Here is a 22,916-nt window from a genome sequence, read left to right as displayed (position 1 = left end):
AGTTCCTCTCCCGGGGAATGCGCGATTGTGACGCATCGCGGTTAAGGATTTGCAAATGTACACATATAGAGGATTAACGATACAGGGGCGGGTCGCGGCCGCCCTCGCCCGGCGGATTTACAGCGCGCCGATGTCGCGGAGTTTCTTCAGCACGGTCTCGCTCGGCTCGCCGGTTTCCGGCAGGCGGTAGTGGCGCTCGAAGCGGCGGATGGCGGCGCGGGTCTGTTCGCCGGCGACGCCGTCGACGCTGACATCGGTATAGGCGATGTTGGCAAGGCCGCGCTGGATTTCCATGATCAGCGCCGCATCGGCGGCAGTGCCGCGCAGCGAGACCGGAAGGGCTGCCGGCGGCGCGACGGCGGGCCGGAGGGCATTGTGCGTGCCCTGCGGCTTGGTCGGCGCGGTGACGACGGTCTTCTGGGCATTGCGGATGGCGGCGGCGACCGGGTCGGCGACCGCGGCTGCGGCGCTCAGATCCTCGGCCGGGCGGCTCTTCGGCACGGCGGCGGTGACGCGGCTGTCGACCTTGAGGGCGGTGAGCAGTTCGGGGCTGACGAGGCCGTTTGCCTCCACCCCGATCGAGCGCTGGAAAACGGCGATGGCGGCCTCGGTGCGCGGGCCGATCACGCCGTCGGCGACGCCGTCATAAAGGCCGAGCTTGGCAAGCTCGCCCTGAACGGACACGACCAGGGGGGAATTGTCGGGCACGGCGACGGTGTCTGCGGCGGCCGCCGGTGTCGTCGCATCGGGTGTGGCGGTTGCCGCCTGCTCTCCGGTCGACGAAACGGAAGCCGGAGCGCCGGCATCCTCGCGCTCGATCTTGAAGGTGGTGACGGTGGCCGGGTCCTGCTCGAGCCTTGCATTGCGGGTGACGCCGGCGAGCGCGTTGAAATCGCTCGTATCGCGGGTCGAGAAGATCGGCGACGGATGCTGGCCCGGCTGGTACCACAGGGCATTGGCGGCGATGAAACCGAAGGCGACGGAAAAGGCGGCGAGCCCGCCCACCGGCCGCGGATGGCGGCCGACGAGGCGTGCCAGCGCACCAGCGCCGCTGAGCAGAAGGCCGGCCACCCGCGGGGGGGCCTTCTTCTTCTCAGGCGATTTTCGCTTTGGCTTCGTCATACCCAGTCTTTCTTTCGCTTTCCATCGTGGCCGGCCTGTCCATGGCTTTCAGACGCGGCGGAAACTCGACCATATTGTGCTCGCCGGCATCCGCGTCGGCGCCCGAGCCATCGGCCGGCAGGCGGACGGTGACGACGGTGCCCTCGCCCGGCCGGCTTTCCATCAGGAAAGTCCCGCCATGCAGCGCCGTCAAGCCCTTGACCAGCGACAAGCCGAGGCCCGAGCCTTCGTAGGCGCGGTTCAGGTCGCTGTGGACCTGGGTGAAGGGCCGGCCGATCAGGGCCATCTTGTCCGGCGCAATGCCGATGCCGGTGTCGGAGACGACGATCTTCAGGTCGTCGCCCTCACGGCTGGCATCGATGATGACCGAGCCGCCGCCTTCCGTGAACTTGATGGCATTGCCGACGAGATTGATCAAGACCTGGCGCACGGCGCGTTCGTCGGCGACGACCTCGCCGAGCCCCCGGGCAATGCGGCTGGTCAGCGTGACGCCCTTGCTGGCGGCCTGCAGCGACAGCATCTGTTCGCATTCGGACACAGCCTCGCCGATGACGAAAGGCTCGAGCATCAGTTCGTAGCGGCCGGCCTCGATCTTCGACATGTCGAGCATGGCGTTGACGACGGAGAGCAGATGGGCGCCCGACTGGCGGATGAGCTGGACATATTCGCGCTGGCGGTCGTTTTCGAGCTTGCCGAAATATTCGCCGGCGAGGATGTCGGAGAAACCGAGAATGGCATTGAGCGGCGTGCGCATCTCGTGGCTGACGGCGGCGAGGAAGCGCGACTTCGCCTCGTGGGCGGCGACGGCCTCGTCTTCCTTTTCCAGGGCAACGTTACGGATCGACATTTCACCGGCGATGTCGAGCAGCTGGGCATAGACGCCGGACAACTGGCCGTCGGGGCGGCGCGTGGCGGTCATGTCCATGCGCACGTTCATGAACTGGGCCTGGTCGATGCCGATCACCGGGCGGTCGAGGCGCAGGTCGATGACCACGGCGTCGGCGCCCTGGCGCAGTTCGTCGAGCGCCTGGACGAAGGCGATGCGGTCGGAGACGTGGACCTGCTCGGCAAACGGCCGGCCGAAAGGCTCGCGCAGGAAGGACAGGAACATGTCGCGGTCGCGGCCGCCGGCCTCGCGCACATTGCCGGCCGTGTCGAGACCGAGGATGAGGCCGGGGCAGACGTCGAAGGTCGAGCGCACTTCAGTGTCGGCATCGCTGTCCGCGGCGGCCGGATAGGTGGCGCGGCGAAGGGCGATCAGCGCCACGGCGCACAGCAGGAAGAGCGAGACGACGGCGGCAAAGCCGAGCGGCAGCGCCACGGCCGGGCCATAATAGAAGGAGAGCGTCAGTGGAACGGCCAAGAGCATCACGGCAAAGCCGGCGGCGAGGTGGCGCAGCACCGCGATCTCGCGCGGATCGGCCGGTTCTCCGCCCGCATTCGACGCCAGGCACCGGTCGGCCGCGCGATCGAGAATCGCTTTCGCCCTGTCAGCCATGTTACGCAATACTTGCACGCCAAAATCCGCGAAACGGTTCGTTTTCGAGAGCCCGACATTAGGGCCGATGCGCTTAAGGAAAAGATAAGGCAGGGCCTTCCGGAGCCCCGGAAAGGCGCTCCAGGGCCCAGTTTGGGACACTTCGGCCGGGCTTTCTCGAACGTGGTTAATGGGGCGTAAGCGGCGGATTTGTCTGTGTTTTCCCGATTGCGTTAAGATTTGTGTCCAAGGCCCGGGCCAAGAAGCGGTGGATTGCCGGGCCGCCGCCACAATTATGCTTAACGCCAGCCCGTAAAGTTTGAAGGAAATGCCGGACAAGAGGCCGTGAGCAGACCGGTCGTTCAAATTTGAGACAAATCCGAGCGGGTTTTGCAAAGCGATCTTTGCACCCCGCCGATAGCTTGCCCTCACAAGTCCGGGAGACAACCCGGCACGACCCGACAATGACCGGAAAAACGGGATTGGGACGGGCAAAACGGGATTGGTGAAGACGATGTGGTTTCTGATCAAGGGAGCTTTCTGGTGCTCGATGACGCTGGTGGTGCTGTCGTTCTTCAGCAGCCAGCCTCAGGAAGACACCGCCGGCGGACCGCGCCTTGAAATGGGCGACGCGATCGCGGCGGCAACGGATGCCTATCAGTATCTCTCCGCCATCTGCACCGAAAAGCCGGACGTCTGCGAAAAGGGCGCCGAGACTTTCCAGGCGCTGGGAGAGCGGGCCCGCGAGGGTGCGCTCGTCGCCTACCAGATCCTCGACAGCCAGTTTGCCGACGACGGCGAAAAGGCGGTCGCCGAGACCAAGCCCGCCCGAGCGTCGCTGACGGCGGATGCCATGCCGGTAAAGGCCGAGCCCGCAACCGACGTCGTGACCACCGGCACGGTCGTGCCGCAACCCAAGCCGAAGACCGGCAACGGCCCAAAACCCTATACGCCGCCGAAGTCCTAAAGGACCGACGCCGGCATCGCCCGCCTGAGCCACAAGGCCCGGCGCGGCACGACAAGAATTTCCCGGGGCCCCACGCCCGCCCCGGACCACCGCTTGCATCGGAGCGCTCATCTGTCCGCCTCTGCGGCCCGGCGCTCGGTTGCCTGTCTGCCTGTCCCACAGGAAATTTCGGCCATACTGCCGAGCCGCGAGGAACCCCTTGTCCTCGCGGCTTTTCTTTTTTCCCGGCACTTTCGCCGCGGTCAAAGGTTCAAATGGCCTTCGGGATCGCCTATACCGGGGGCGATTGCAGAAACCGGATAAGACGCCCCATGACGACGCTTGCGCAGATGACCGAGGATTTTGCCTTCCTGGACGACTGGGAAGACCGGATGCGCTACGTGATGGAGCTCGGCAAGGCGCTGCCCGACCTGCCGGAGGCGGAGAGAACGCCGGAGAACAAGGTCAAGGGCTGCGCCAGCCAGGTCTGGCTTTCGACCCATCCGCATGAGGGTCCCGACCCGATCATCGACCTCACCGGCGATTCGGACGCCCATATCGTGCGCGGGCTCGTCGCGATCGTGCTCGCCGCCTATTCCGGCAAGCGCGCCTCGGACATCGTCGCCTTCGACGCCATCGAGCTGTTTTCCCGGCTCGGCCTGATCGAGCATCTTTCCGCCCAGCGCGCCAACGGCCTGCGCTCGATGATCCAGCGCATCCGCGAGGAAGCGGCACGGCATCTGGTCTAGACGGGTGCGGATTCCGCCCGCTTCGCGCGGAACAACACCCCCTCTGCCCTCCTGAGTTCATCGAAGGGCGGGCATCTCCCCCTCAAGGGGGGAGATCGGACTGCCATCGCCCGCATCATGTGCCCGCTTTTGCTGCCGTTTCCGCGTTACCCCCCTCTGCCCTGCCGGGCATCTCCCCCTCAAGGGGGGAGATCAGCGCGGGGCAGCGTTGGCGTTCCCTCGAATGGCAGTGGACGCAGATAGGAACCGGGATTTGCGGATACTGACCCTTCTCGCCTTCTCGCCTTCTCGCTTTCCCCACGTTCCAATTCGCATCGGGATCAAGCAGGCTGGCCACGGTCGATCTCCCCCCTTGAGGGGGAGATGCCCGCCCTAAGATGAACTCAGGAGGGCAGAGGGGGGTGAAGGTCTGGTTCACGGACAGCGGGCGGCGAGTTCCCTGGTAGCCACCCCTGGGACAGCGGACATTCTCCTCACCCCATCTCCGGGCGAAAGTCTTCCGTGCCCCAGTGATGCCGGCGGCGGGCCTGATTGGGCGGCGGCGGGGCGTAGTGGCGGGCGAGCGCCATCAGCGCCGTGCGCAGCATCAGCTTGGCGGAACGGGCCGGCCATTGGCGTTCGCGCTCGACCGTCTCCAGGCCCTTCATGAAACAGCAGACGTCGAGGGCCACGCCGGAGCTTTCCGGCCCCATCGCCGCGATCGCCGCATTGACCCGGACGCGGGCACCGAGCGCCGAATCGGCGATCTCGACCGAGGCGGGTGGCGCGCCCTTTACCCGGCCGGCAAGCCTTGGCTCCCACGAGGCGGTGATGCGCGGCTGAAGGCCGGCACGGGCGAAGTCGGCGGCGAGCCGCTCGCCGGCGGCAATTGCCTCAGTGCCATAGTAGGCGGCGCCCGAACGGTCCTTCAACCGGGCAAGACCGGAGAGCGGCGACTCAGTGAGGTTGCGCCGCACCGGGCGGCGCTCGCCCTCTTCCACCAGCGTCTCCACCGCCATGTCGCGATGCTGGTCGAGGAAGGCCTCGTCGCCCGGCTCGGCCATGGCGCGGCGCAGATAGGTGCGCGTCCCCTCGCCTGCCCTGATCCGCAGGCCGTCGCGCACGATCAGCCCGCGCGCCACCGCCTCGCGCAGCAGGCTTGCCGGCACATCGGCGATCGAGGCACCGGCGCCCTTGAGGCACAGGCCACCGCCCGCACCGGCCGAAACCTCGAGCGGGCCGCGCAAGGCGAGCCGCAGGAGCCGCAAGAGCATCCGGCGCTCGGCAGGCGAAGCGCGCCTTGCCCTCATGCCTGCCTCCCGGCGACCATGCAAACCGCCTCGGCCAGCCGCTCGACGGTGCTGACGAAGGTATCGAAACCGGCATCGTCGCGGCGATCCTCGACGACGTGGCAGGCGTGGCTGACCGTGGTGCGATCGACGCCGAAGGCCTCGGCGATCTCGCCATAGGGCATGGAGAGCGCGACATGGCAGACATACATGGATATCTGGCGCACATGGCAGCTGGCGCGGCGGCGCGCCCGCCGCACCTCGGCCCGATCGCCGACGACGCCCAGCAGCTCGGCGGTCAGCTGGCGCACCACCATGCAGACGATGCGGCGTTCGCTAAGGCCCGTGGACGGGGTCGAAGAACGGGCGACGGCGGGGCCGGGTGCTGCGCGCCTAGCGTCCGAAACGGGGGAATTGGCTGTCTCGACTGGCATATGATCACTCCCGATAAATAGGAATTAATTCATACACCCTAACGAGAAGACGGGGACGTTGGAAAGCGCAACTTTTCGACGCTGCGATTGTTTTTGTTTTGCTATCGCGATATTGCACTAGATATTTATGGGATTTATTTCCTCATTCCGTGAGGCAGATCACGGATCGCCCCTGATGTCGCGCCGCCGGCGGGCGCGGTCGGGTAACAGGCTCACCGACAAAAAAACCGGGCGCGAGGCCCGGTTCTGCGTGTTTGACGAAGGTCGCGCCTTTGATCGCGCGGCGTCAGGGGTGGTTCACTTGCCGCGCTTGCGGCGCTGGCCGAGGCCCATTTCCTTGGCGAGGCGCGAGCGTGCTTCGGCATAGGCCGGCGCGACCATCGGGTAATCCATCGGCAGGTCCCACTTTTCGCGGTATTCTTCCGGGCCGAGATTGTGATGGGTCATCAGGTGACGCTTCAGTGACTTGAAGGAACCGCCGCATTCGAGACATACGATGTGATCGTCCTGCACGGACTTGCGCACGGCGACGGCCGGCTTCTGCTTTTCCACCACGGAGACGACCGGGGCCGGCGAAGAGGTGTTGCTCAAGGCCGAGTGTACGTCGGAGATGAGACCGGCGAGGTCGCCGACCGGCACCACATGATGGCTAACATAAGCGGCGACGATGTCCGCGGTCAATTCGACCAGCAGATCATGGCCTGCGCCATTGACGATTTCTGACATTTCGGGACTCCTGTTCCAATGTGCTTGCCAGGCACCGGCTGAACGGCCGGCACCAATCGAAAAAGCCAAGGAACAAAGGCCTTTGCGCCAGCCTTGTCGTCGCCGACATGGGATCCACCCCTAGACCCCGGCAGTACGCTCTGGAATTTGTTCCGGCAGATGCTGTATTCCCGCTTCCTCCCGGTCAAAACCCGAGACATTGAAACAGTTGCAGATACAACTTTCTATCGGGATTTGAGCGCACGAGAAACCAAGTCTCCAGCATCAGTGCTCTATCAACTCGTTATCATCATTCCGTCGAAAATCCACGTAATATTTTTCACCAAATATGGGGGGCCGGGCACGTCTTTAGTACAGCAAGACAGGATTCTTGACTTGCTGCAACTGCGAAGAGTAAGAACGATTGCCAAAAATCAAGGCCAGCAGATCAGATGTACTTGACAAGGCGACTCACGGCGCCGGACCGTCCTTGCCCTTCAATTCATCGAGAACCGAGACCGGCGCGAGTCGGTAACCCACCTGGTGCGCCGCCTTGGCGAGCAGGTGGGCCGAGACCGGGGCCGTCAGGATGAAGAAGAAGAAGCCCGCCACCGCGCGGCTGAAGGTGGCAAGGTCGCCGGCATGGAAGCCGACGGCGAGCAGCATGAGGCCGGAGCCGACCGTGCCGGCCTTGGAGGCGGCATGCATGCGGGTATAGAGGTCCGGCAGGCGGTTGATGCCGATGGCGGCGATCAGCGCGAACAGGGCGCCGCCGACGATCATAAGCGCGGTGAACAGGGCAATGCCGTAAGCGATCATTTCTTGCGCCCTCCCCCGGCCGAGCCGCTGGATTTCTTCTTGGCTTGCGGCAAAGCGGCTGCGGCCTTCGCCTTCTTGCCGCCCTTCACCTTGTTCTTCTCGGTGCGCAGCACCGGACCGTCTTCCAGCGGCCGCTCGCCGACGACGCCGCGCGCCAGGATGAAGCGGGCGAAGGCGACGGTCGCGAGAAAGCCGACGAGGCCGAGCGAGATGGCGATGTCGATATAGAGCGTGTAGCCGGTGCGGATGGCGATGACGGCGATGAAGCCGATAGCGATGCCGACCAGCATGTCGAGCGACAGCACCCGGTCGGGCAGCGTCGGCCCCTTCACCACGCGATAGACGGTGAGGAAGAAGGCGATGCCGAGCACGACGAGGGCGAAGTTGCAGGCGGCCTGGATGATGTCTTCCGGCGCGATCATGCGAAGGCCTCCCGGATCTTGCGCTCGAAGCCCTCGGCGATGTCGCGGCGCGCGCCGTTCGGGTCGGCGCAGTCGATGGCGTGCACGTAGAGCGTCTTCTTGTCGTCGGAGACGTCGACCGACAGGGTGCCTGGGGTGAGCGTGATGAGATTGGCGAGCAGCGTGATCTCGAAATCCCGCGTGACGGTCAACGGAAAGGCGAAGATGCCCGGCTTGATGTCGAGCCTCGGGCTGACCACCATGATAGCGACCTTACAGGCCGATTTGGCCAGTTCGACGAAGAACAGCCAGGCGAGCGCGGCGATGCGGATCACCCGGCGGATATAGCCGGTGCCGTTGATCTGTTCGCGGATCAGACCGAGCGTCAGCGTCGACAGAACGAAGCCGAAGATCAGGTTGTGCAGCGAGGCGCTGCCGGTGATCGCCGCCCAGACGATCGCCATGAGCAGGTTGATGGCATAGAGGATCATGGCTGGCCTCCCACCGGAAAGACGGACTGCAGATAGGCGGCGGGATCGGCAAGCCCCATCGCCGCCCGCTGGCTGAGGTCAATCAGCGGCTCGGGGAAGAGGCCGAACCAGACGACCAGCACGGTCAGCGCCAGGATCGGCAGCATGGCGGAACGACTGGCGCGCGGCGCGGCCGGTGCCGTTGTCGTTTCGCCGCCCTTGCCGGCAACCACCGGCGCGGGACGCCAGTAGGCGAGCAGGAAGAGCCGGCCAAAGGCGATGGTGGTCAGGAAGCCGGACACAAGGATCGCGCCGGCCAGCCACCAGGCGCCGATATCGAGCGAGGCCTTGACCAGCATGGCCTTGGGCCAGAAGCCGGAAAACGGCGGCAGGCCCGAGCCGGCGAAGAACAGGGCGAGCGACAGGCCGGCAAAGGCGGGAGCGGCCGCCCAGAGGCCCGACAGGCTTTCGAGGCGATAGGAGCCGCCGCGGCGCGCCGCCTCGCCCGCCAGAAGATAGAGCGCGGTCATCAGCACGATCGAATGCAGGGCATAGAAGATCGCTGCCGAAAGCCCCGCCGTTCCGGCGATCGCCGCACCCGCCAGCATGTAGCCGATGCCGGAGACGACGACGAAGCCGAGGAAGCGGCGGATGTCGGACTGGGCAAGCGCGCCCATGGCGCCGAGGACCATGGTCAGCGCCGCGGCAATGGCGATGACGAGGCTCAAGGCTTCGCGCTCGACCGGCAGCAGCATGACCATGACCCGCAACAGGGCATAGACGCCGACCTTGGTCAGCAGGCCGGCGAACAGGGCGGAGACGACGATGCGCGGCGTGTGGTAGGAGGCCGGAAGCCAGAAATTGACCGGGAAGGCGGCGGCCTTCATGCCGAAGGCGAAGACGAAGAGCGCGCCCAGCGTCATCAGCGGGGCGGTCTCGCGCAGTTCACCGGCCTTGGTGGCGATGTCGGCCATGTTGAGCGTGCCGAAGATGGCATAAAGATAGCCGACGGCGACGAGGAAGAGCGTCGTGCCGATCAGGTTGAGCACGGCATATTTCAGCGCCCCGTCGATCTGTTCGCGCTCGGAGCCGAGGATCAACAGGCCGAAGGACGAGATCAGGAGAACCTCGAACCAGACATAGAGGTTGAAGATGTCGCCGGTGAGGAAGGCGCCCGAGACGCCGGCCATCAGCACCATGAGGAAGGGATAGAAGCCATAGCGGCGACCGCTCTGGCTGATGTCGCCGAGCGCATAGATGCTGCCGGCGAGCGCGACGATGGCGGCGGCGAGCGCCAGCAGCGCGCCGGTGAGGTCGACGGTAAAGGCGATGCCGAAGGGCGGCAGCCAGCGGCCCATCATCATGGTCACCGGGCCTTGCATGGCCACATGGGCGAGCAGCAGCGCATCGACCAGCACCATCAGGGCAAGGCCCGGAATGGCGATGAACGGATGGGCCTTCGTCGAATGGCGCAGCATCATCAGCACGGCACCGCAACCAAGCCCGATCGCCACCGGCAGGATGGTCAGCCACTGTGCCGCCGAGGACGGCCCCATGACGAGGGCAAGGGAAAGGTCGATGGGGGAAGAGGTTGCCACTAGCGGATACCCCCCTCTGGCCTGCCGGCCATCTCCCCCTCAAGGGGGGAGATCCGATGGCGGCGGTCGCCCTGCCCCAGGAACACGATTGCGCCATTGATCACGGGATACCCTGTCAGGAGGCATGGCGCCGGTGCGTCTTGCCGATCTCCCCCCTTGAGGGGGAGATGGCCGGCGGGCCAGAGGGGGGTGCCCACCACAGAGGCAGAAGCGAAGCGACGCGGCAGTTTCGCAAGATCCATCATCATGCGCTCAATATCCCATCGGCGGCAGCGGCTCGCCCTTCGGTTCGGCGACGCGCATCTCGCCGGTGTCGTCGGTGCCGAGGTCCTGGTAGGCGCGGTAGGTGAGCACCAGCAGGAAGCAGAAGAAGGAGAAGGAGATGACGATGGCGGTGAGGATGAGGGCCTGCGGCAGCGGATTGGCGGCACCGGCGGACAGCGTATCCGAGCCCGCGGCGATGATCGGCGGGACCTCGCGCGTCAGGCGGCCGGAGGTGAACAGCAGGAGGTTGACGGCATTGCCGAGGATGACGACGCCGAGCAGCACGCGGACGATGTGTTTCGACATCATCAGATAGAGGGCGGCGGCGAAGAAGATGCCGACGAGGCCGGAAAACAGCGCTTCCATCAGTCGCTCTCCCTTTCTTCGAGCGCGAGCGCGATCGAGGTGATGGCGCCGACGACGACGAGATAGACGCCGACGTCGAAGGACATGACGGTGGCGAGCGGCACCTCGACGCCGAAGAACTCGGGATAGACCCAAAGCCCGGTCATGAAGGGCAGTCCGAAGATCGCCGACAGCAGGCCGGACAGGGTGGCGAGCAGGAGGCCGGCGCCGGCGATCGACATCGGATGGAACCACAGCGCCCGGCGCACGGCCTGGACCCCGAAGGCGATGCCGTAGATGGCGAAGGCCGAGGCGGCGATCAGCCCGCCGATGAAGCCGCCGCCCGGCTCGTTATGGCCGCGCAGCAGAACGAAGATCGAAAACAGCAGCATCAGCGCGGTGAGAAAGGGCGCGACCGTGCGGAAGATCAGCGTGTTCATCGGCGCCTCGCTTTCAAAATGGAGGCGCCGAGCAAGCTCGCCCCCCTCTGCCCTGCCGGGCATCTCCCCCACACGGGGGGAGATCGATCCGGGGTGGCCGATCGTGTCCATCCACCTTTTGCTAATCCTAGCAGAACGCCTCGTCCGCCAAATGGCAGGTTTGATCGGCGCACGGCTACGCCTCGCGTCGATCTCCCCCCTTGAGGGGGAGATGCCCGGCAGGGCAGAGGGGGGCGGAGCGGCAGGGCGTCGCCGGTCGGCGGCGACGCTTTGCGGGAAAGGCCTGCAACACTCATGGCTTTGCCCCCGTCACCCGGATGCGGATCAGCGCCAAGATGGCGAGGCCGGTGATCATCACCACCGAGATTTCGCCCAGCGTATCCGTGCCGCGGAAATCGACGATGATGACGTTCACCACATTGGCGCCGTGGGCGATGACCTTGGAATAGGCGTTGAAGAAGTCGGTGAGCGTGGTGCTGAACGGCGCCTGGGTGGACTTGAGCAGCAGCAGCGCGAAGCCGAGGCCGCCGGCAATGGCGATCGTCGCGTCGAGCAGGAACTCGCCGAAAGTGCGGTGGTCACTCGGCGAGAGGCGGAGCCGCGTCATCACCAGCGCCAGGATCACGACCGACAGCGTCTCGACCATGAACTGGGTGAACGACAGGTCCGGCGCGCCGAACAGCAGGAAGATGACGGCGACGGCAAAGCCCTGGATGCCGAGCGAGACGATGGCCGTCAGGCGGTCCCGGGCGGCCAGCACGGCGATCAGCCCGACCACGGCGATGACGAAGAAGGCCAGTTCGTGGAAACGCACGTCGGACGGCCAGGCCGGCATTTCGGGCAGTTCGCCGTTGAGCACCGGCGGCACCAGCAGCACGAAGGCGAGCAGCAGGAAGGTGACCGTCACATAGACCTCGAGCCGGCCGTTCTGGATCACCTTCGTCACGCGCCAGGACAGGCGCACCAGCCCGGCGATGACATGGTCGAAGCCGCGATCGGGACCGGGGCCCAGCGCATCGAGCAGGCGGGTCACGGTGGCGCGGGCGCGGTCGAGACCGAGGAAGACGAGGATGCCGAGCACCACCGTCAGCCCCGAAAGGGCGAGCGGCAGGCCGATATGCGGCACGAGGCTGATCGTCACGGTCTCGGTCTCGCCGGCAACGGCGCTGGCCATCGGCGAGGTGACATAGGCATGGGCGACCGGCGAGAAGAGTGCGGCGGCAAGGCCGAGAAGCGACAGCACCAGCGGCCCGAGCCAGAGCAGGACCGGACCCTCATGGGCGTGTTTCGGCGTCTCGACCTTGGCCCCGAGGAAGGGTTTCAGCGCCACGGCAAAGGCGATGACGAACATCAGCGCATTGCCGACGATGGCGACGATGGTGAAGACGACCGAGCGCGGGTCGGGGCCGGCGAGTGCCGCATAGATTTCCTCCTTGGCGAGGAAGCCGAAAAAGGGCGGCAGGCCGGCCATGGAGATTGCGGCGAAGAGCGCGGCAAGGAAGGTGATCGGCATGGCCGAACGCAGGCCGCCAAGCTTGGTTACGTCCCTCGTGCCGGCTTCGTGGTCGATGATGCCGGCGACCATGAACAGCGCGCCCTTGAACAGCGAATGGGCGACCAGATAGAGCACCGCCGCCTCGATGGCGTAGGGCGAGCCGAAGCCCGTCAGCATGACCAGCAGCCCGAGCGAGGCGACCGTCGTATAGGCGAGCATCAGCTTGAGGTCGGTCTGGCGGATGGCAAGAACGGCGCCGACGATCAGGGTGATGCCGCCGAAAAAGGGCAGCAGGATTTCCCAGGCGGGCGTGTCTCCCATCACCGGATTGAGCCGCATCAGCAGATAGACGCCGGCCTTCACCATGGTGGCCGAGTGGAGATAGGCCGAGACCGGGGTCGGCGCCTCCATGGCGTTGGGCAGCCAGAAATGGAAGGGGAACTGCGCCGACTTGGTGAAGGCGCCGCCGAGCACGAGGAAGAGCGCGGCTGTATAGAAGGGGCTCTCGCGCAGCAGTTCGCCGGAATGCAAAAGCAGCGACAGCTGGGTCAGGCCCGTCATGTTCCAGATGAAGATCAGGCCGGCGAGCAAAAGCAACCCTCCCCCGCCGGTGACGACCAGGGCCTGCAGCGCTGCGCGGCGCGAGGCTTCGCGCGCATGGTCGAAGCCGATCAGCAGGAAGGAGGTGATCGAGGTCAGCTCCCAGAAGACGAAAAGCATCAGGAAGCTGTCGGACACCACGACGCCGAGCATCGAGCCCATGAACATCAGGATGAAGGAGAAGAACCGGCCCTGCTGGGCATGGCCCTTCATGTAGCCGCCCGAATAGAGCACGATCAGCGTGCCGATGCCGGTGATCAGCAGCGCGAAGGTGAGCGACAGGCCGTCGAGGAACCAGGAGAAGGAGAGGTTGAAGCTCGGCACCCAGGCATAGCCGCCGGTGACGACTTCGCCGGCAGCAATCTCCGGCAGGAAGCCGGCGAAATGGGCAAAGGCGAAGGCCGGGACGAGGGCCAGGATCCAGGCGGCATTGGCGCCGAGGCGTGCGGTCAGGAAGGGAGCGAGAAGCGCGCCGGCAAAGGGCAGGAGCATGGCCATCAATGTCACAGCAGCGACGTCTACCAACATTCCGTATCCTTGTGAGCGCAGTATTCTACCGCTCGTCAGGACGAGGCGGAAAGTGCGCTTGGTGTTAGGACAAAGCGCACTTTGTCTCAAGGAAAAACGGAAAAGAGCGTGTTCACATCGGCGTTTGTCAACGCTTTCCAGTGCTTTGGACTGGCAGGGACGCCCTGCCCGCCCCTGCCTGCGCCGCATCTTCGCGGCGGTTGTTTTAGCCGTTTCCACCATCGGTCCGATGGTGCTTGCCGGGAGCGGGCGAGGACTTGACGCGCATCCTGCCGCGGGCTGGCAATTGCCGTGCGGCACTCGCCACCCTATCTAAGGTCCTGAGACAATCGGAGTGACCATGATGACCGATACGACCATGTCCGGGACCGCCGGAGCCAAGATCGAGAAGACCGATGCCGAGTGGCGCGAGCAGCTGACGGCGGAACAGTACCGCATCCTGCGCGAGCACGGCACCGAGCGGCCGTTCACCGGCCCCTATTGGGACAATTTTGAAAAGGGCCTCTATCGCTGTGCCGCCTGCGAAACGCCGCTGTTCTATTCCGACACCAAGTTCGACGCCGGCTGCGGCTGGCCGAGCTATTTCGAGCCGGTGACGCCCGGCGCCGTGACCGAGCACCGCGACGCCTCGCTCGGCATGGTCCGCACGGAAATCCGCTGCGCCAATTGCGGCGGCCATCTCGGCCACGTTTTCCCCGACGGCCCGAAGCCGACCGGCCTGCGCTACTGCATCAACGGCCATTCGATGGTGTTCGAACGGGTGGAGTGAGGGCTTCGGCCTCGGCTTGATCTTTGGAGGGAACGGCCCCTCATCCGCCTGCCGGCACCTTCTCCCCGCAGGCGGGGAGAAGGACCAGGGGCACCACCGGGGCCTCCCCTCTCCCCGTCCACGGGGAGAGGGTCAGGGTGAGGGGCAAATTGGGGGGCGCGCAGGATGTAAAGCACCCCGACACGAGTGGACAATCCGTCGTCATGCGGCACTGACATTCCTCAACGCCTTTGGCGAGACGCGCGTCCAGATGCCGATGAGCAGCAGCAATGAGAGCACTGCGCCCAAGGCGAAGGGTGCGGCCAGCGCCTCTCGGCGCGGCATGAAACTCTCCGCGGCAGCGACGCTGAGGCCGGACAGGACGACGCCGAGCGGCATGAGGCCCAGGCCGAAGAAGCGGTAGACGCTGTTGACCCGGCCGAGCAGATGCGGCGGGATCATGCGCTGGCGCAGTGATACGGTGATGATGTTCCAGAGCATGCCGGTCAGGTTTGCCACCACCAGGGCCACCCAGACGGCAACGGCGGACGGAGCCACAAGCGGCACGACGGCCATCAGCAGGCAGGCGGCGATGGCGAGTTTCAGGCAGGCGGACTGACCGAGCCGGCGAATGAACCACTCGCCGAACAGACCGCCGAGCAGGCCGCCGGCCGCGGCACCCGTCAGCAAGAGGCCGTATTGCGCGGAATTGAGGCCGATCACCTCCTGGGCATAGAGCACCAGGGCGATCAGCAGCATGCTTTCCACCGCATTGAAGGCCCCGAGGCCGATCGCCAGGTCGCGCAGCAGCGGTTGGCGGAAAAGATAGGCAGCCCCTTCCCGCAGCTCGGCGACCCAATGGCGCGGCACGGCCCGCTCGGCGCGGAAGCTGCCGGGAATGGACAGGACCAGCAGACCGGCAAAAGCAAAGGCAAGCCCGTAGAGGCCGAAAGCCAGAGGCAGGGCGAGCCCGATCAGCAGGCCGGCAAGCGGCGGCCCTACCATCATGTTCATCAACACTTCAAGGCTGCCCATGCGGCCGTTGGCGGCCTCCAGCCGGTCATGCGGCACGATCGACGGCAACAGCGTCACGGCGGAGTTGTCGCGCAGCACCTCGGCGAAACCGACCATTGCCGCGGCTGAAAGAAGCAGCCAGTAGAGCGGCGCCGTCGGAAAATCAGGATCCGGGCTCTGCGGCAGGAGGCCGGGGATCAACAGCGCCGATGCGAGGGCTGCCAGAACGACGAAACGCACGAGGTCCATGGCGACCACCAGCCTTCGACGGTCGAGCCGGTCGGTGATCACGCCGGAGGGAAGCGCGAAGAGGAACCAGGGAAGCTTCTGCGCCGCGGCGACCACGGCGATCGCCAAGGGATCGCGGGTGATCAGCGATGCAAGCCAGGGCCAGGCGACCACCCCGACGCCATCGGCGAGATTGGCCAGGCCGCTCGATAGCCACAGGCGATAGAAACTGGCGCCCAGTTGCGGCTTCGGCTTGATCTGTCTGTCCATGAGGCTCCCCTTGCAACCCGCAAGGGAGCATCCGGGCCGTCCTATTGCAAGGGGCGAAAACGCGATCGCCGGTCGCACCTCGGCGCCCGGGTCATATCAGAGTCGGTGTCACCTCAGGGCCGGGTGAACAACCGGACCTGTCCACGGAGAAAAACCGAAGGCGAACCTTTCGCCTCCATCAGGACTTTCTCAACCTCCTCGACTATAAGGTCGGAAAAATCGATCAGGAGCGGCCCCATGAGCAATGTCGTCGAATTCAAGAAGCCGCCGAAGGCGCCCGAGCCGAAGAAGCCGAATCCGGGGCTGCGCACCGCGCTGATCGTGCTCGGCGTGGTTGCCGCCTTCGCTGCCGCCTGGGCCTATTTCCAGTTCATCGGCGGCTGAGGCCTCCGGCCTCCTCCCGAAACCATCCTCGGCCCTGCGCCTGCCCCGTCGCTTTCCGGGTGGCGTTCCCCTTTTGCCCTCCTGAGTCATCGAAGGGCCGTGGCTGTGGTCTCCGCGACCCGTCACCCGTGGCTGTGGCCGTGGTGCAGGTCGGGATAGTGCGGGTGCTTGTGGCTCAAGGGCTCGTGGCGGTGCCAGTGGGAATGCGGCTCGGTGACCGGACCGTCGTGGCCGTGCCGGTGGTGCTCGTCATGCACATGGACGTGGTCGTGTTCCAGCACGCCGTGGCTGTGCTCGTGCTCGTGGCGTTCGCTCAGATGCAGCCAGAGGCCGAGCGCCATCAAGAGGCCGGAAAGAACCAGCTGCAGCGTCACCGCCTCGCCGAAGATCACCACGGCCAGCACCGCGCCGATGAACGGGGCGAGCGAGAAGTAGGCCCCGGTGCGGGCCGTGCCGAGATGACGAAGCCCCAGCATGAACATCACCAGGCTGACGCCGATGCCGAGGAAGCCGACGACGGCGCCTGAGCCGACAAGGGCGGCGCCCGGCCAGGCGGCGCCGAAGGCGAGCGCCAGCGCCAGATTGGTGCAGCCGGCGACAAGGCCCTTGATCATGGCGATCTGCACCGGATCGGCAGAGGAGAGCTTGCGGGTCAGGTTGTTGTCGATGCCCCAGCAGAGGCAGGCGGCGGCGACGAAGAGACCGCCCGCGTCGAGGCTGAGGCCCGCGCCGTTCCACGACAACAGGACGGCGCCGGCCAGGATCGCGGCGGCGCCGAGCAACAGGCGCCGGTCGACGTTTTCGCGAAAGACCAGCCAGGCGATCGCCATGGTGGCCAGCCCCTCGAGATTGAGCAGCAGCGAGGCGGACGAGGCGGAAGTCAGCGACAGGCCGAGCATGAGGAAGAGGGGGCCGAGCACGCCGCCGAAGGCAACGACGGCGGCAAGCCAGGGCAGATCAGCCCGCTTCAGCGGCGCTTCCGTGTTGGGCAGGCCGAGCACGGCGCGGCCCGCATGGAGCAATCCGAGCCCCGCCCCCGCACCCAGATAGAGGATGCCGGCCAGAAGCCAGGGATCGATCGCGCCGATCAGCAGTTTCGACAGCGGCGCGGAAAGCCCGAAGAGTATGGCGGATCCGAGCGCCAGCGGCACGCCGGGCCAGAGATGGGTATGCGATTGCGCCATGATGGCATCCTCCCGAACAGGGGGCCGAGACTAGGGAGAATCGGCGGTGCGTGCAATGCGCACCGCCGGCTCGGCTTTGTCGCGACGATCGAGCCCAGGGCTTCAAGGGCCGGTCTTTCGCCCTTTCGTTGCACGCTGAATCGCTTCGACAACTGTACAAAGACACCGCGCCCCTGTAGTTAATGGGTTCGGAAGCCGATCTTGGCCTCCCCGCCGTGCCGTCATCGATCAAACTCTTGGCCTGCTGCGTCAATGCTCAGGTCTTTGCGAATAGCAACGGAGATCAAGTGCATGTCGCTCGGAACAATTCTCGTCATCATTCTCATCATTGCCCTGCTGGGTGGCTTTAGCGGTCGCTTCGGCGGCTATGGCTACGGCTTCGGCCATGGCGGCGTCGGCGTGCTCGGCGTCGTGCTGATCGTCCTTCTGGTTCTGGTTCTCACCGGCCGGCTCTGATCCCAATCCAATCCTGCACTCGGCCAACCGATCCCTCCGGTGAGGTTTGGTCCGAGTGCGGGAGACATTCCCTCGCTTGCCGGGGGCGGGAAACATCGTGACCATATTCTCGGTTCGCCACATCACGGACTATCAGTACAAGCGGCCTGTGAAGCTCGGCGAGCACCGGATGATGTTCCGTCCACGCGACAGTTTCGACCAGACGCTGCTCAATGTCAGCCTCGTGGTCGAGCCGCCGCATGACCAGACCCGCTGGATCCACGACCCCTTCGGCAATTGCGTCGCACTGCTGAGCTTTACCAAGCCGACCCGCACGCTGCGCTTCGAAAGCAATATCCGGCTCGACCACACGCCGCATGCGGCGCTTGATTTTCCCATCGACAACACGGCGGTCGACTACCCGTTCGCCTATGACGGCGAGGAACTGCCGGATCTGGCACCGACCATTGCCCGGCACTACCCCGATCCGAACGATGTCGTCGGGGCCTTCGCCCGGCAGTTCCTGCACAGCGGCCGGCCGACGCGGACCAGCAGCATGCTGATGAGCCTGTGCTACATGATCCACGACAGCTTCGCCTATGTGCGCCGCTCCGAACACGGCGTGCAGACGCCGCTAGAGACGCTCGAACTGAAAAGCGGGACCTGCCGGGATTTTGCCCTTCTGATGATGGAGGCGGCCCGGTCGCTCGGCCTCGCCGCCCGCTTCGTCACCGGCTACATCTACGTGCCCGACCGGGACGGCTCGACGACACTCGGCGGCGGCTCGACCCATGCCTGGTGCCAGATCTATGTGCCGGGCGCCGGCTGGGTGGAATTCGACCCGACCAACGGCATCGTCGGCAATCGCGACCTGATCCGGGTGGGCGTGGCGCGCGACCCGCGCCAGGCGGTGCCGCTATCCGGCAGCTATGATGGCCGCGCCTCCGATTTCAAGTCGCTGACCGTACAGGTCAACGTCACATCCGACGCAACCGGGGAAATGCCGCCCTGAGCGGCGGCCCCGGAACACCCATGGCTCCAGTGCGTTCACCCGATGCCGGCGCCCCGGCGAAGAGGCTTTCCTCCGAAGGATCAAAGATGAAGATACGTGCCGGCTTCCAGATTGGCTATCAATGCGAGCGCGATACCGCGATGCTGCTCGTTCTCAACATCCACCCGTCGCGCCGGCCTGACCTTCTGACCGAGCAGGTGCTGAGCTTCGACCGGCCGATCGAGGCGCGCGACTATATCGACGGCTTCGGCAATGCCTGCAGCCGGATCACCGCGCCGGCCGGGCTCACCACGATTTCCACGCAGTTCGAGATCTACGACAACGGCCAGCCCGACGTGCTGCCGGAGGGTGCCTTCCAGCACGACATCAGGGACCTGCCGAACGACGTCCTGGTCTTCCTGCTCGGCAGCCGCTACTGCGACACCGACCGGTTGGCCGATTTCGCCTGGGCGACCTTTTCCGATACACCGCTCGGCTGGCCGCGGGTGCAGGCGATCCTCACCTTCGTCCACAACCACATCAAGTTCGACTACATGAAGGCGGATTCGACGCGCTCCGCCCATGACGGCTTCATCGCCCGCACCGGGGTCTGCCGCGACTTTGCCCATCTCGCCATCACGCTCTGCCGCTGCATGAACATCCCGGCGCGCTATTGCACCGGCTATCTCGGCGATATCGGCGTGCCGCCCGACGGCAATCCGATGGATTTCAGCGCCTGGATGCAGGTCTATCTCGGCGGCCACTGGCACACTGTCGACGCCCGCCACAACAGGGCGCGCATCGGCCGCATCCTGATGGCGACCGGCCGCGACGCCACCGATGTGGCGCTGTCGACCGCGTTCGGGCCGGCGCTTCTGGCCCGTTTCGAGGTGGTGACGGACGAGATCCAGGCGGCTTGAGGCGATCCAGCCCGAAACAATGCCAGGAAGGTCGGCAGGCCCTCAGCCTGCCGGCTCGATCATTGACGCGGTCGCGCCGTGCATCGCCCTGAAGGCGGTCGGGCTTGATCCCGTCACCCGCAGGAATTCGCGGTTGAAGTTGGACTTGGTCATGAAGCCCGCCTCGAACACGATGCGGGTCACCGGCATGTCGGTTTCCGCCAGCAGCCGGCAGGCATCGGCCACGCGGAAATTGTTGACATATTGCGAGACGCTCATGCGGTGTACGCGGTTGACCGCCTGCGAAACGGTGCGCGCCGGCAGGCCCATGCGCCGCGCCAGCTTGCCGAGGTTGAGGCCGGTATCGCCATAGAGCCGGCGCTCGGCCATCAGCCGGTCGAGGCTTGTCGCCACCGCCTCGTGCTCACCCGACAAGGCTTGCGGCAGGCGTGAGGCCGACGCGTCGACCGATGCACGCGCGTTCTCTTCCCCAACCTCTTCCTCTTCCTTTTCCCCGACCCCATCCCCTTCCCCGTCGCCTTCCTCGGCGCCGGCCACCACGGCGGCAATGCCGAGCAGCAGCAGGATGGCGGTGGTCGCGGCCGAGACCATCAGCGCCGAATGGCGCCCCTCGCCCCACAGCAGATCGAGGCTGATGGCAATATCGGTGAAGGCCGAGGCGACGAGGGCGAGAGCCGCGAGCAACAGCGAGCGGTGGGACCGCAGCGTGCCGTCGAGGCGCGCGGCGACCAGACCGTCCGGCCCCAGCCGGGCAAGCCAAAGCAGCCGCAATCCATAGGCCAGAAATTCGGCGATGATCAGCAGGTCGATCGGATCGCGCCAGACGAAATGCAGGACGACGATGGCGGCGGTCGGCAGAAGATGCGGCCAGTCGCTGAGCGACAGCCCGACGCCGTCCTCGCGGGCGAGGTCGCGAAAGGCGAGATAGGTCAGCGGCGGGATGGCGGTCGCCAGCAGCGACAGCAGCGGAAGCACCGCCGTCAGGCCATAGCCCCAGCGCAGGCCGACCAGCGTGGTCTGAACCGCATAGAGGCCGATCAGCAGGACGAACAAGTGGTTGCGCATGAGGCTCTCGCGCCCCTGGAGCAGGAGCCGCAGCAGGAAGGCGACGAGAAACAGCGATACGGCGAAGGACAGCGGAATGAAGATCATGGGCGGATTTTTTTGACAAGGGACTGGTGAGGGCTTTGCGCCACCATGACCGCAAGCGCGTTCGAGGTCGACCTGAAACGCGTTCAAGGTCGCGGGTAACCGTATGCCGGTGCTGGATTGCGCCATCGTCATCCAACACCTGGAGCATCCCCATGAAGACCCGCACTATCCTTCTTTCCATCGCCGGCACCATTCTGGCGCTCGGCTTACTCGACGCCGCCGTCGCCTTCGTCGCCACCCGCGACAGCGTGGCGGGTCCGCTCGATTTGAGCCATGTCGCCAGGATAAGGGTCGAGGGAGCCGCAAGCGACATCGTCATCACCGCCCGGGCCGACGCGCCGCTGGTGGCAGAGATGAAGGGCGAGCGGCGCGGCTGGGGTGCGGTGTGGCATTCCGGATGGTTCTCCGGCGGCTGCCCGGCCCAGGGCAGCATGCGCATCGACGGCGATACGCTGATCGTCGACGTCGGCCGGGCCGCACGCTTCTTCGACTGGTCGGACTGCACCATGGAGATTTCCGCCAACCTGAAGCCCGAGGCCGCCGTGATCATCGACCAAAAGGCGGCGCGCGCCCGGCTCGCCGGCGACTTCTCGGTGGTCGACATCCGCAGTGATGCCGGCGACCTTTCCTTCGAGGGCCATGCGACGGACGTCTCGATTTCGGGCGCGGCGCTTCGCGCCCGCCTCACCTATGACCGGGTGATGCAGGACGAGACCATCGCCATCGCCGGCAAGATGCTCGACGCCTCGGTCAAGTTCCTCGTGCCCACACCGGTCAGCTACCTGGTCGAGGCGGTCGCCTCCTATGTCGACAGCGCGCTGCCCAACACGCCGGGGGCAAAACCGGCGATCACCATTCGCGGCGAGATGGTGCGCACGCGGATCGAGTGAGATGCCAGCCGCGTGGGGACGGGCCCTCGAGGGGCCTGTCTGCCGCAGGCGCCACTGCGGCCGCGCATGTTCCCGACGATCCGGACCGCGCCATACGGAAGCCGGGATTGGCGTATCCACTGGAGGGACGGACCGCACAGCCTTGCGGCAGGGTACCGAGCGAACGCAGGGCGGCCGCGAAAACAGGAGAACGGGACATGAGCTACACGATCGACAGGACGTTCGAGGGCACGGATTTCGACAGCGTTGTCGAGAGAACCCGCGCAGCACTCGCCGCCAACGGTTTCGGCGTCTTGACCGAGATCGACGTCAAGGCGACGCTGAAGAAGAAGATCGACCAGGATATCGACGACTACCTGATCCTCGGCGCCTGCAACCCGAAAATGGCGCATCAGGCGATCGGCATCGAGCCGAAGGTGGGCGCCATGCTGCCCTGCAACGTCATCGTGCGCCGGACCGGCGGCCATTCCGTCATGGTCAGCGCCATCGACCCGCAGGCCTCGATGGAGGCCATCCCGAACGATCGACTGACATTGGTGGCCGGCGAGGTGCGCGACATGCTCCGGAAGGCTGTCGAGGCGATCTGAGGGAGAGACAACTGGCCATGGAATGGGATTGGTTGAGGGAGGTTTCCGGCCCGCTGGACGCGGATTTCGTCGCGGCGGCACTGGAGGAATGCGCGGAGCAGCCGCGACCCGAACTGGACTACTTCGAGTGAGGCAACGGGCCGAACCTGCGAGCGCCGGCACGCGGCGCCCGGACCCTGCGAAAAGTCGGGGTTATGAAGACCCGCCCGGCGTGGGCTAAAGTTAAAACGATTTGATTCGTTTGGCCCCTCGGTTTGCACATGGTCCTTTTGCTGCTTGCGCTCTGGCTCTTGCCTGCTTCCCTCTTCATGGGGGCGAGCTTCGTCGAGGGCATGGCCGACGGCAACCGCTGGGACGGCGGACGGATCGTCGGGTTAATCGCCTGCATGCTGTGGCCCGCCACATTGCCGGCGGTGCTGGTGCTGGCGCCGATCCATCACCGGAGAAACAAG

General features: G+C 65.7%; 24 protein-coding genes. 9 read left to right on the top strand and 15 right to left on the bottom strand.

All coding sequences use genetic code 11. The features are described from left to right. Positions 1-117: 117 nt before the first annotated feature. Together L867_RS0119240 and L867_RS0119235 are read right to left on the bottom strand one after the other, a co-directional pair. Positions 118-1,122, bottom strand: coding sequence for a peptidoglycan-binding domain-containing protein (locus L867_RS0119240; protein ID WP_028738380.1), 1,005 nt, complete (start codon positions 1,120-1,122; stop codon positions 118-120). After that, complete coding sequence (locus L867_RS0119235; RefSeq protein WP_051439098.1) at positions 1,094-2,620, bottom strand: sensor histidine kinase; 1,527 nt, start codon at positions 2,618-2,620, stop codon at positions 1,094-1,096. Before L867_RS0119235 ends, L867_RS0119240 begins: the two co-directional genes overlap by 29 nt. Positions 2,621-3,113: 493 nt before the next feature. Here L867_RS0119235 and L867_RS0119230 point away from each other — a divergent pair, with 493 nt between their 5' ends. Further along, positions 3,114-3,566, top strand: a complete 453-nt coding sequence (locus L867_RS0119230) for a DUF5330 domain-containing protein (protein ID WP_028738378.1) — start codon at positions 3,114-3,116, stop codon at positions 3,564-3,566. A gap of 311 nt (positions 3,567-3,877) precedes the next feature. After that, complete coding sequence (locus L867_RS0119225) at positions 3,878-4,294, top strand: SufE family protein (protein WP_028738377.1); 417 nt, start codon at positions 3,878-3,880, stop codon at positions 4,292-4,294. Between the two features lie 473 nt (positions 4,295-4,767). Here the strand turns inward: L867_RS0119225 and L867_RS0119220 are convergent, their stop codons facing one another. The 10 genes from L867_RS0119220 to L867_RS25785 form a co-directional block, all read right to left on the bottom strand. Continuing rightward, positions 4,768-5,583 carry a DUF6456 domain-containing protein gene (locus L867_RS0119220; RefSeq protein WP_028738376.1) on the bottom strand — a complete coding sequence of 272 codons (816 nt, stop codon included), beginning with the start codon at positions 5,581-5,583 and terminating at the stop codon, positions 4,768-4,770. Then, entirely contained in the window at positions 5,580-5,996 is a 417-nt protein-coding gene (locus tag L867_RS0119215; protein WP_028738375.1) for a helix-turn-helix domain-containing protein, read from the bottom strand. The genes L867_RS0119220 and L867_RS0119215 overlap by 4 nt, the downstream gene beginning before the upstream one ends. Positions 5,997-6,293: 297 nt before the next feature. Continuing rightward, positions 6,294-6,722 (bottom strand): MucR family transcriptional regulator, encoded by a 429-nt coding sequence (locus L867_RS0119210; protein ID WP_028738374.1) that lies wholly within the window; start codon positions 6,720-6,722, stop codon positions 6,294-6,296. Positions 6,723-7,172: 450 nt separating this feature from the next. Continuing rightward, a complete protein-coding gene (gene mnhG / locus L867_RS0119205) occupies positions 7,173-7,520 on the bottom strand; it encodes a monovalent cation/H(+) antiporter subunit G (RefSeq protein ID WP_028738373.1) in 348 nt (115 codons plus the stop codon). Then, positions 7,517-7,942, bottom strand: coding sequence for a cation:proton antiporter (locus L867_RS0119200; protein WP_028738372.1), 426 nt, complete (start codon positions 7,940-7,942; stop codon positions 7,517-7,519). Before L867_RS0119200 ends, mnhG begins: the two co-directional genes overlap by 4 nt. After that, complete coding sequence (locus L867_RS0119195) at positions 7,939-8,412, bottom strand: Na+/H+ antiporter subunit E (protein ID WP_028738371.1); 474 nt, start codon at positions 8,410-8,412, stop codon at positions 7,939-7,941. The genes L867_RS0119200 and L867_RS0119195 overlap by 4 nt, the downstream gene beginning before the upstream one ends. After that, a complete protein-coding gene (locus L867_RS0119190) occupies positions 8,409-9,947 on the bottom strand; it encodes a Na+/H+ antiporter subunit D (RefSeq protein ID WP_051439101.1) in 1,539 nt (512 codons plus the stop codon). The genes L867_RS0119195 and L867_RS0119190 overlap by 4 nt, the downstream gene beginning before the upstream one ends. Before the next feature lie 294 nt (positions 9,948-10,241). After that, positions 10,242-10,619 (bottom strand): Na+/H+ antiporter subunit C, encoded by a 378-nt coding sequence (locus tag L867_RS0119180; RefSeq protein ID WP_028738368.1) that lies wholly within the window; start codon positions 10,617-10,619, stop codon positions 10,242-10,244. Beyond that, positions 10,619-11,038: a Na+/H+ antiporter subunit B gene (locus tag L867_RS0119175; protein ID WP_028738367.1), complete on the bottom strand. Its 420-nt coding sequence runs from the start codon at positions 11,036-11,038 to the stop codon at positions 10,619-10,621. The genes L867_RS0119180 and L867_RS0119175 overlap by 1 nt, the downstream gene beginning before the upstream one ends. A gap of 292 nt (positions 11,039-11,330) precedes the next feature. Then, positions 11,331-13,661 (bottom strand): putative monovalent cation/H+ antiporter subunit A, encoded by a 2,331-nt coding sequence (locus tag L867_RS25785; RefSeq protein WP_037173913.1) that lies wholly within the window; start codon positions 13,659-13,661, stop codon positions 11,331-11,333. A 358-nt stretch (positions 13,662-14,019) separates the two neighbouring features. Here L867_RS25785 and msrB point away from each other — a divergent pair, with 358 nt between their 5' ends. After that, positions 14,020-14,430, top strand: coding sequence for a peptide-methionine (R)-S-oxide reductase MsrB (gene msrB, locus L867_RS0119165; RefSeq protein ID WP_028738366.1), 411 nt, complete (start codon positions 14,020-14,022; stop codon positions 14,428-14,430). Between the two features lie 201 nt (positions 14,431-14,631). Here msrB and L867_RS0119160 read toward each other — a convergent pair whose 3' ends face one another. Beyond that, on the bottom strand, positions 14,632-15,921 hold the full coding sequence (locus L867_RS0119160) for an MFS transporter (protein WP_037173911.1): 1,290 nt from the start codon (positions 15,919-15,921) through the stop codon (positions 14,632-14,634). A gap of 237 nt (positions 15,922-16,158) precedes the next feature. Here L867_RS0119160 and L867_RS27765 point away from each other — a divergent pair, with 237 nt between their 5' ends. Further along, entirely contained in the window at positions 16,159-16,305 is a 147-nt protein-coding gene (locus tag L867_RS27765; protein ID WP_169734100.1) for a hypothetical protein, read from the top strand. 122 nt (positions 16,306-16,427) lie between these two features. On the opposite strand, the gene L867_RS0119145 is transcribed toward L867_RS27765, so the two are convergent. Beyond that, positions 16,428-17,489: a DMT family transporter gene (locus L867_RS0119145; RefSeq protein WP_028738364.1), complete on the bottom strand. Its 1,062-nt coding sequence runs from the start codon at positions 17,487-17,489 to the stop codon at positions 16,428-16,430. Between the two features lie 291 nt (positions 17,490-17,780). On the opposite strand from L867_RS0119145, the gene L867_RS27110 reads away from it, so the two are divergent. The 3 genes from L867_RS27110 (at position 17,781) to L867_RS0119130 (ending at position 19,835) form a co-directional block, all read left to right on the top strand. After that, on the top strand, positions 17,781-17,945 hold the full coding sequence (locus L867_RS27110) for a DUF3309 family protein (RefSeq protein ID WP_084638642.1): 165 nt from the start codon (positions 17,781-17,783) through the stop codon (positions 17,943-17,945). 97 nt (positions 17,946-18,042) lie between these two features. Further along, on the top strand, positions 18,043-18,936 hold the full coding sequence (locus L867_RS0119135; RefSeq protein WP_028738363.1) for a transglutaminase family protein: 894 nt from the start codon (positions 18,043-18,045) through the stop codon (positions 18,934-18,936). 86 nt (positions 18,937-19,022) lie between these two features. Then, positions 19,023-19,835 carry a transglutaminase-like domain-containing protein gene (locus L867_RS0119130; RefSeq protein ID WP_028738362.1) on the top strand — a complete coding sequence of 271 codons (813 nt, stop codon included), beginning with the start codon at positions 19,023-19,025 and terminating at the stop codon, positions 19,833-19,835. 42 nt (positions 19,836-19,877) lie between these two features. Here the strand turns inward: L867_RS0119130 and L867_RS25780 are convergent, their stop codons facing one another. Further along, complete coding sequence (locus L867_RS25780; RefSeq protein WP_037173910.1) at positions 19,878-20,987, bottom strand: AraC family transcriptional regulator; 1,110 nt, start codon at positions 20,985-20,987, stop codon at positions 19,878-19,880. 152 nt (positions 20,988-21,139) lie between these two features. Here L867_RS25780 and L867_RS0119120 point away from each other — a divergent pair, with 152 nt between their 5' ends. Together L867_RS0119120 and L867_RS0119115 are read left to right on the top strand one after the other, a co-directional pair. After that, entirely contained in the window at positions 21,140-21,877 is a 738-nt protein-coding gene (locus L867_RS0119120) for a hypothetical protein (RefSeq protein WP_028738361.1), read from the top strand. Positions 21,878-22,074: 197 nt separating this feature from the next. After that, the gene (locus L867_RS0119115; RefSeq protein WP_028738360.1) at positions 22,075-22,464 is read left to right on the top strand and encodes a DUF302 domain-containing protein; all 390 of its coding nucleotides are present in this window, start codon (positions 22,075-22,077) and stop codon (positions 22,462-22,464) included. The last annotated feature ends 452 nt before the right edge of the window (positions 22,465-22,916 follow it).

It is taken from the genome of Paenirhizobium selenitireducens ATCC BAA-1503 (assembly GCF_000518785.1).
Classification (GTDB): Bacteria; Pseudomonadota; Alphaproteobacteria; order Rhizobiales; family Rhizobiaceae; genus Allorhizobium; species Allorhizobium selenitireducens.
The sequence above is the reverse complement of the archived record's forward strand: the minus strand, read 5'-3'. Positions and strand labels throughout refer to the sequence as shown.

Coding starts and splice junctions, on each gene's coding strand:
- mnhG (WP_028738373.1), bottom strand. CDS start 7,520: ATGATCGCTTACGGCATTGCCCTGTTCACCGCGCTTATGATCGTCGGC.
- L867_RS27765 (WP_169734100.1), top strand. CDS start 16,159: ATGAGCAATGTCGTCGAATTCAAGAAGCCGCCGAAGGCGCCCGAGCCG.
- L867_RS0119180 (WP_028738368.1), bottom strand. CDS start 10,619: ATGGAAGCGCTGTTTTCCGGCCTCGTCGGCATCTTCTTCGCCGCCGCC.
- L867_RS25785 (WP_037173913.1), bottom strand. CDS start 13,661: ATGTTGGTAGACGTCGCTGCTGTGACATTGATGGCCATGCTCCTGCCC.
- L867_RS25780 (WP_037173910.1), bottom strand. CDS start 20,987: ATGATCTTCATTCCGCTGTCCTTCGCCGTATCGCTGTTTCTCGTCGCC.
- L867_RS0119120 (WP_028738361.1), top strand. CDS start 21,140: ATGAAGACCCGCACTATCCTTCTTTCCATCGCCGGCACCATTCTGGCG.
- L867_RS0119160 (WP_037173911.1), bottom strand. CDS start 15,921: ATGGACAGACAGATCAAGCCGAAGCCGCAACTGGGCGCCAGTTTCTAT.
- L867_RS0119190 (WP_051439101.1), bottom strand. CDS start 9,947: ATGGGGCCGTCCTCGGCGGCACAGTGGCTGACCATCCTGCCGGTGGCG.
- L867_RS0119210 (WP_028738374.1), bottom strand. CDS start 6,722: ATGTCAGAAATCGTCAATGGCGCAGGCCATGATCTGCTGGTCGAATTG.
- L867_RS0119220 (WP_028738376.1), bottom strand. CDS start 5,583: ATGAGGGCAAGGCGCGCTTCGCCTGCCGAGCGCCGGATGCTCTTGCGG.
- L867_RS0119115 (WP_028738360.1), top strand. CDS start 22,075: ATGAGCTACACGATCGACAGGACGTTCGAGGGCACGGATTTCGACAGC.
- L867_RS0119230 (WP_028738378.1), top strand. CDS start 3,114: ATGTGGTTTCTGATCAAGGGAGCTTTCTGGTGCTCGATGACGCTGGTG.
- L867_RS0119240 (WP_028738380.1), bottom strand. CDS start 1,122: ATGACGAAGCCAAAGCGAAAATCGCCTGAGAAGAAGAAGGCCCCCCCG.
- msrB (WP_028738366.1), top strand. CDS start 14,020: ATGTCCGGGACCGCCGGAGCCAAGATCGAGAAGACCGATGCCGAGTGG.
- L867_RS0119235 (WP_051439098.1), bottom strand. CDS start 2,620: ATGGCTGACAGGGCGAAAGCGATTCTCGATCGCGCGGCCGACCGGTGC.
- L867_RS0119130 (WP_028738362.1), top strand. CDS start 19,023: ATGAAGATACGTGCCGGCTTCCAGATTGGCTATCAATGCGAGCGCGAT.
- L867_RS0119175 (WP_028738367.1), bottom strand. CDS start 11,038: ATGAACACGCTGATCTTCCGCACGGTCGCGCCCTTTCTCACCGCGCTG.
- L867_RS0119225 (WP_028738377.1), top strand. CDS start 3,878: ATGACGACGCTTGCGCAGATGACCGAGGATTTTGCCTTCCTGGACGAC.
- L867_RS27110 (WP_084638642.1), top strand. CDS start 17,781: ATGTCGCTCGGAACAATTCTCGTCATCATTCTCATCATTGCCCTGCTG.
- L867_RS0119200 (WP_028738372.1), bottom strand. CDS start 7,942: ATGATCGCGCCGGAAGACATCATCCAGGCCGCCTGCAACTTCGCCCTC.
- L867_RS0119145 (WP_028738364.1), bottom strand. CDS start 17,489: ATGGCGCAATCGCATACCCATCTCTGGCCCGGCGTGCCGCTGGCGCTC.
- L867_RS0119195 (WP_028738371.1), bottom strand. CDS start 8,412: ATGATCCTCTATGCCATCAACCTGCTCATGGCGATCGTCTGGGCGGCG.
- L867_RS0119215 (WP_028738375.1), bottom strand. CDS start 5,996: ATGCCAGTCGAGACAGCCAATTCCCCCGTTTCGGACGCTAGGCGCGCA.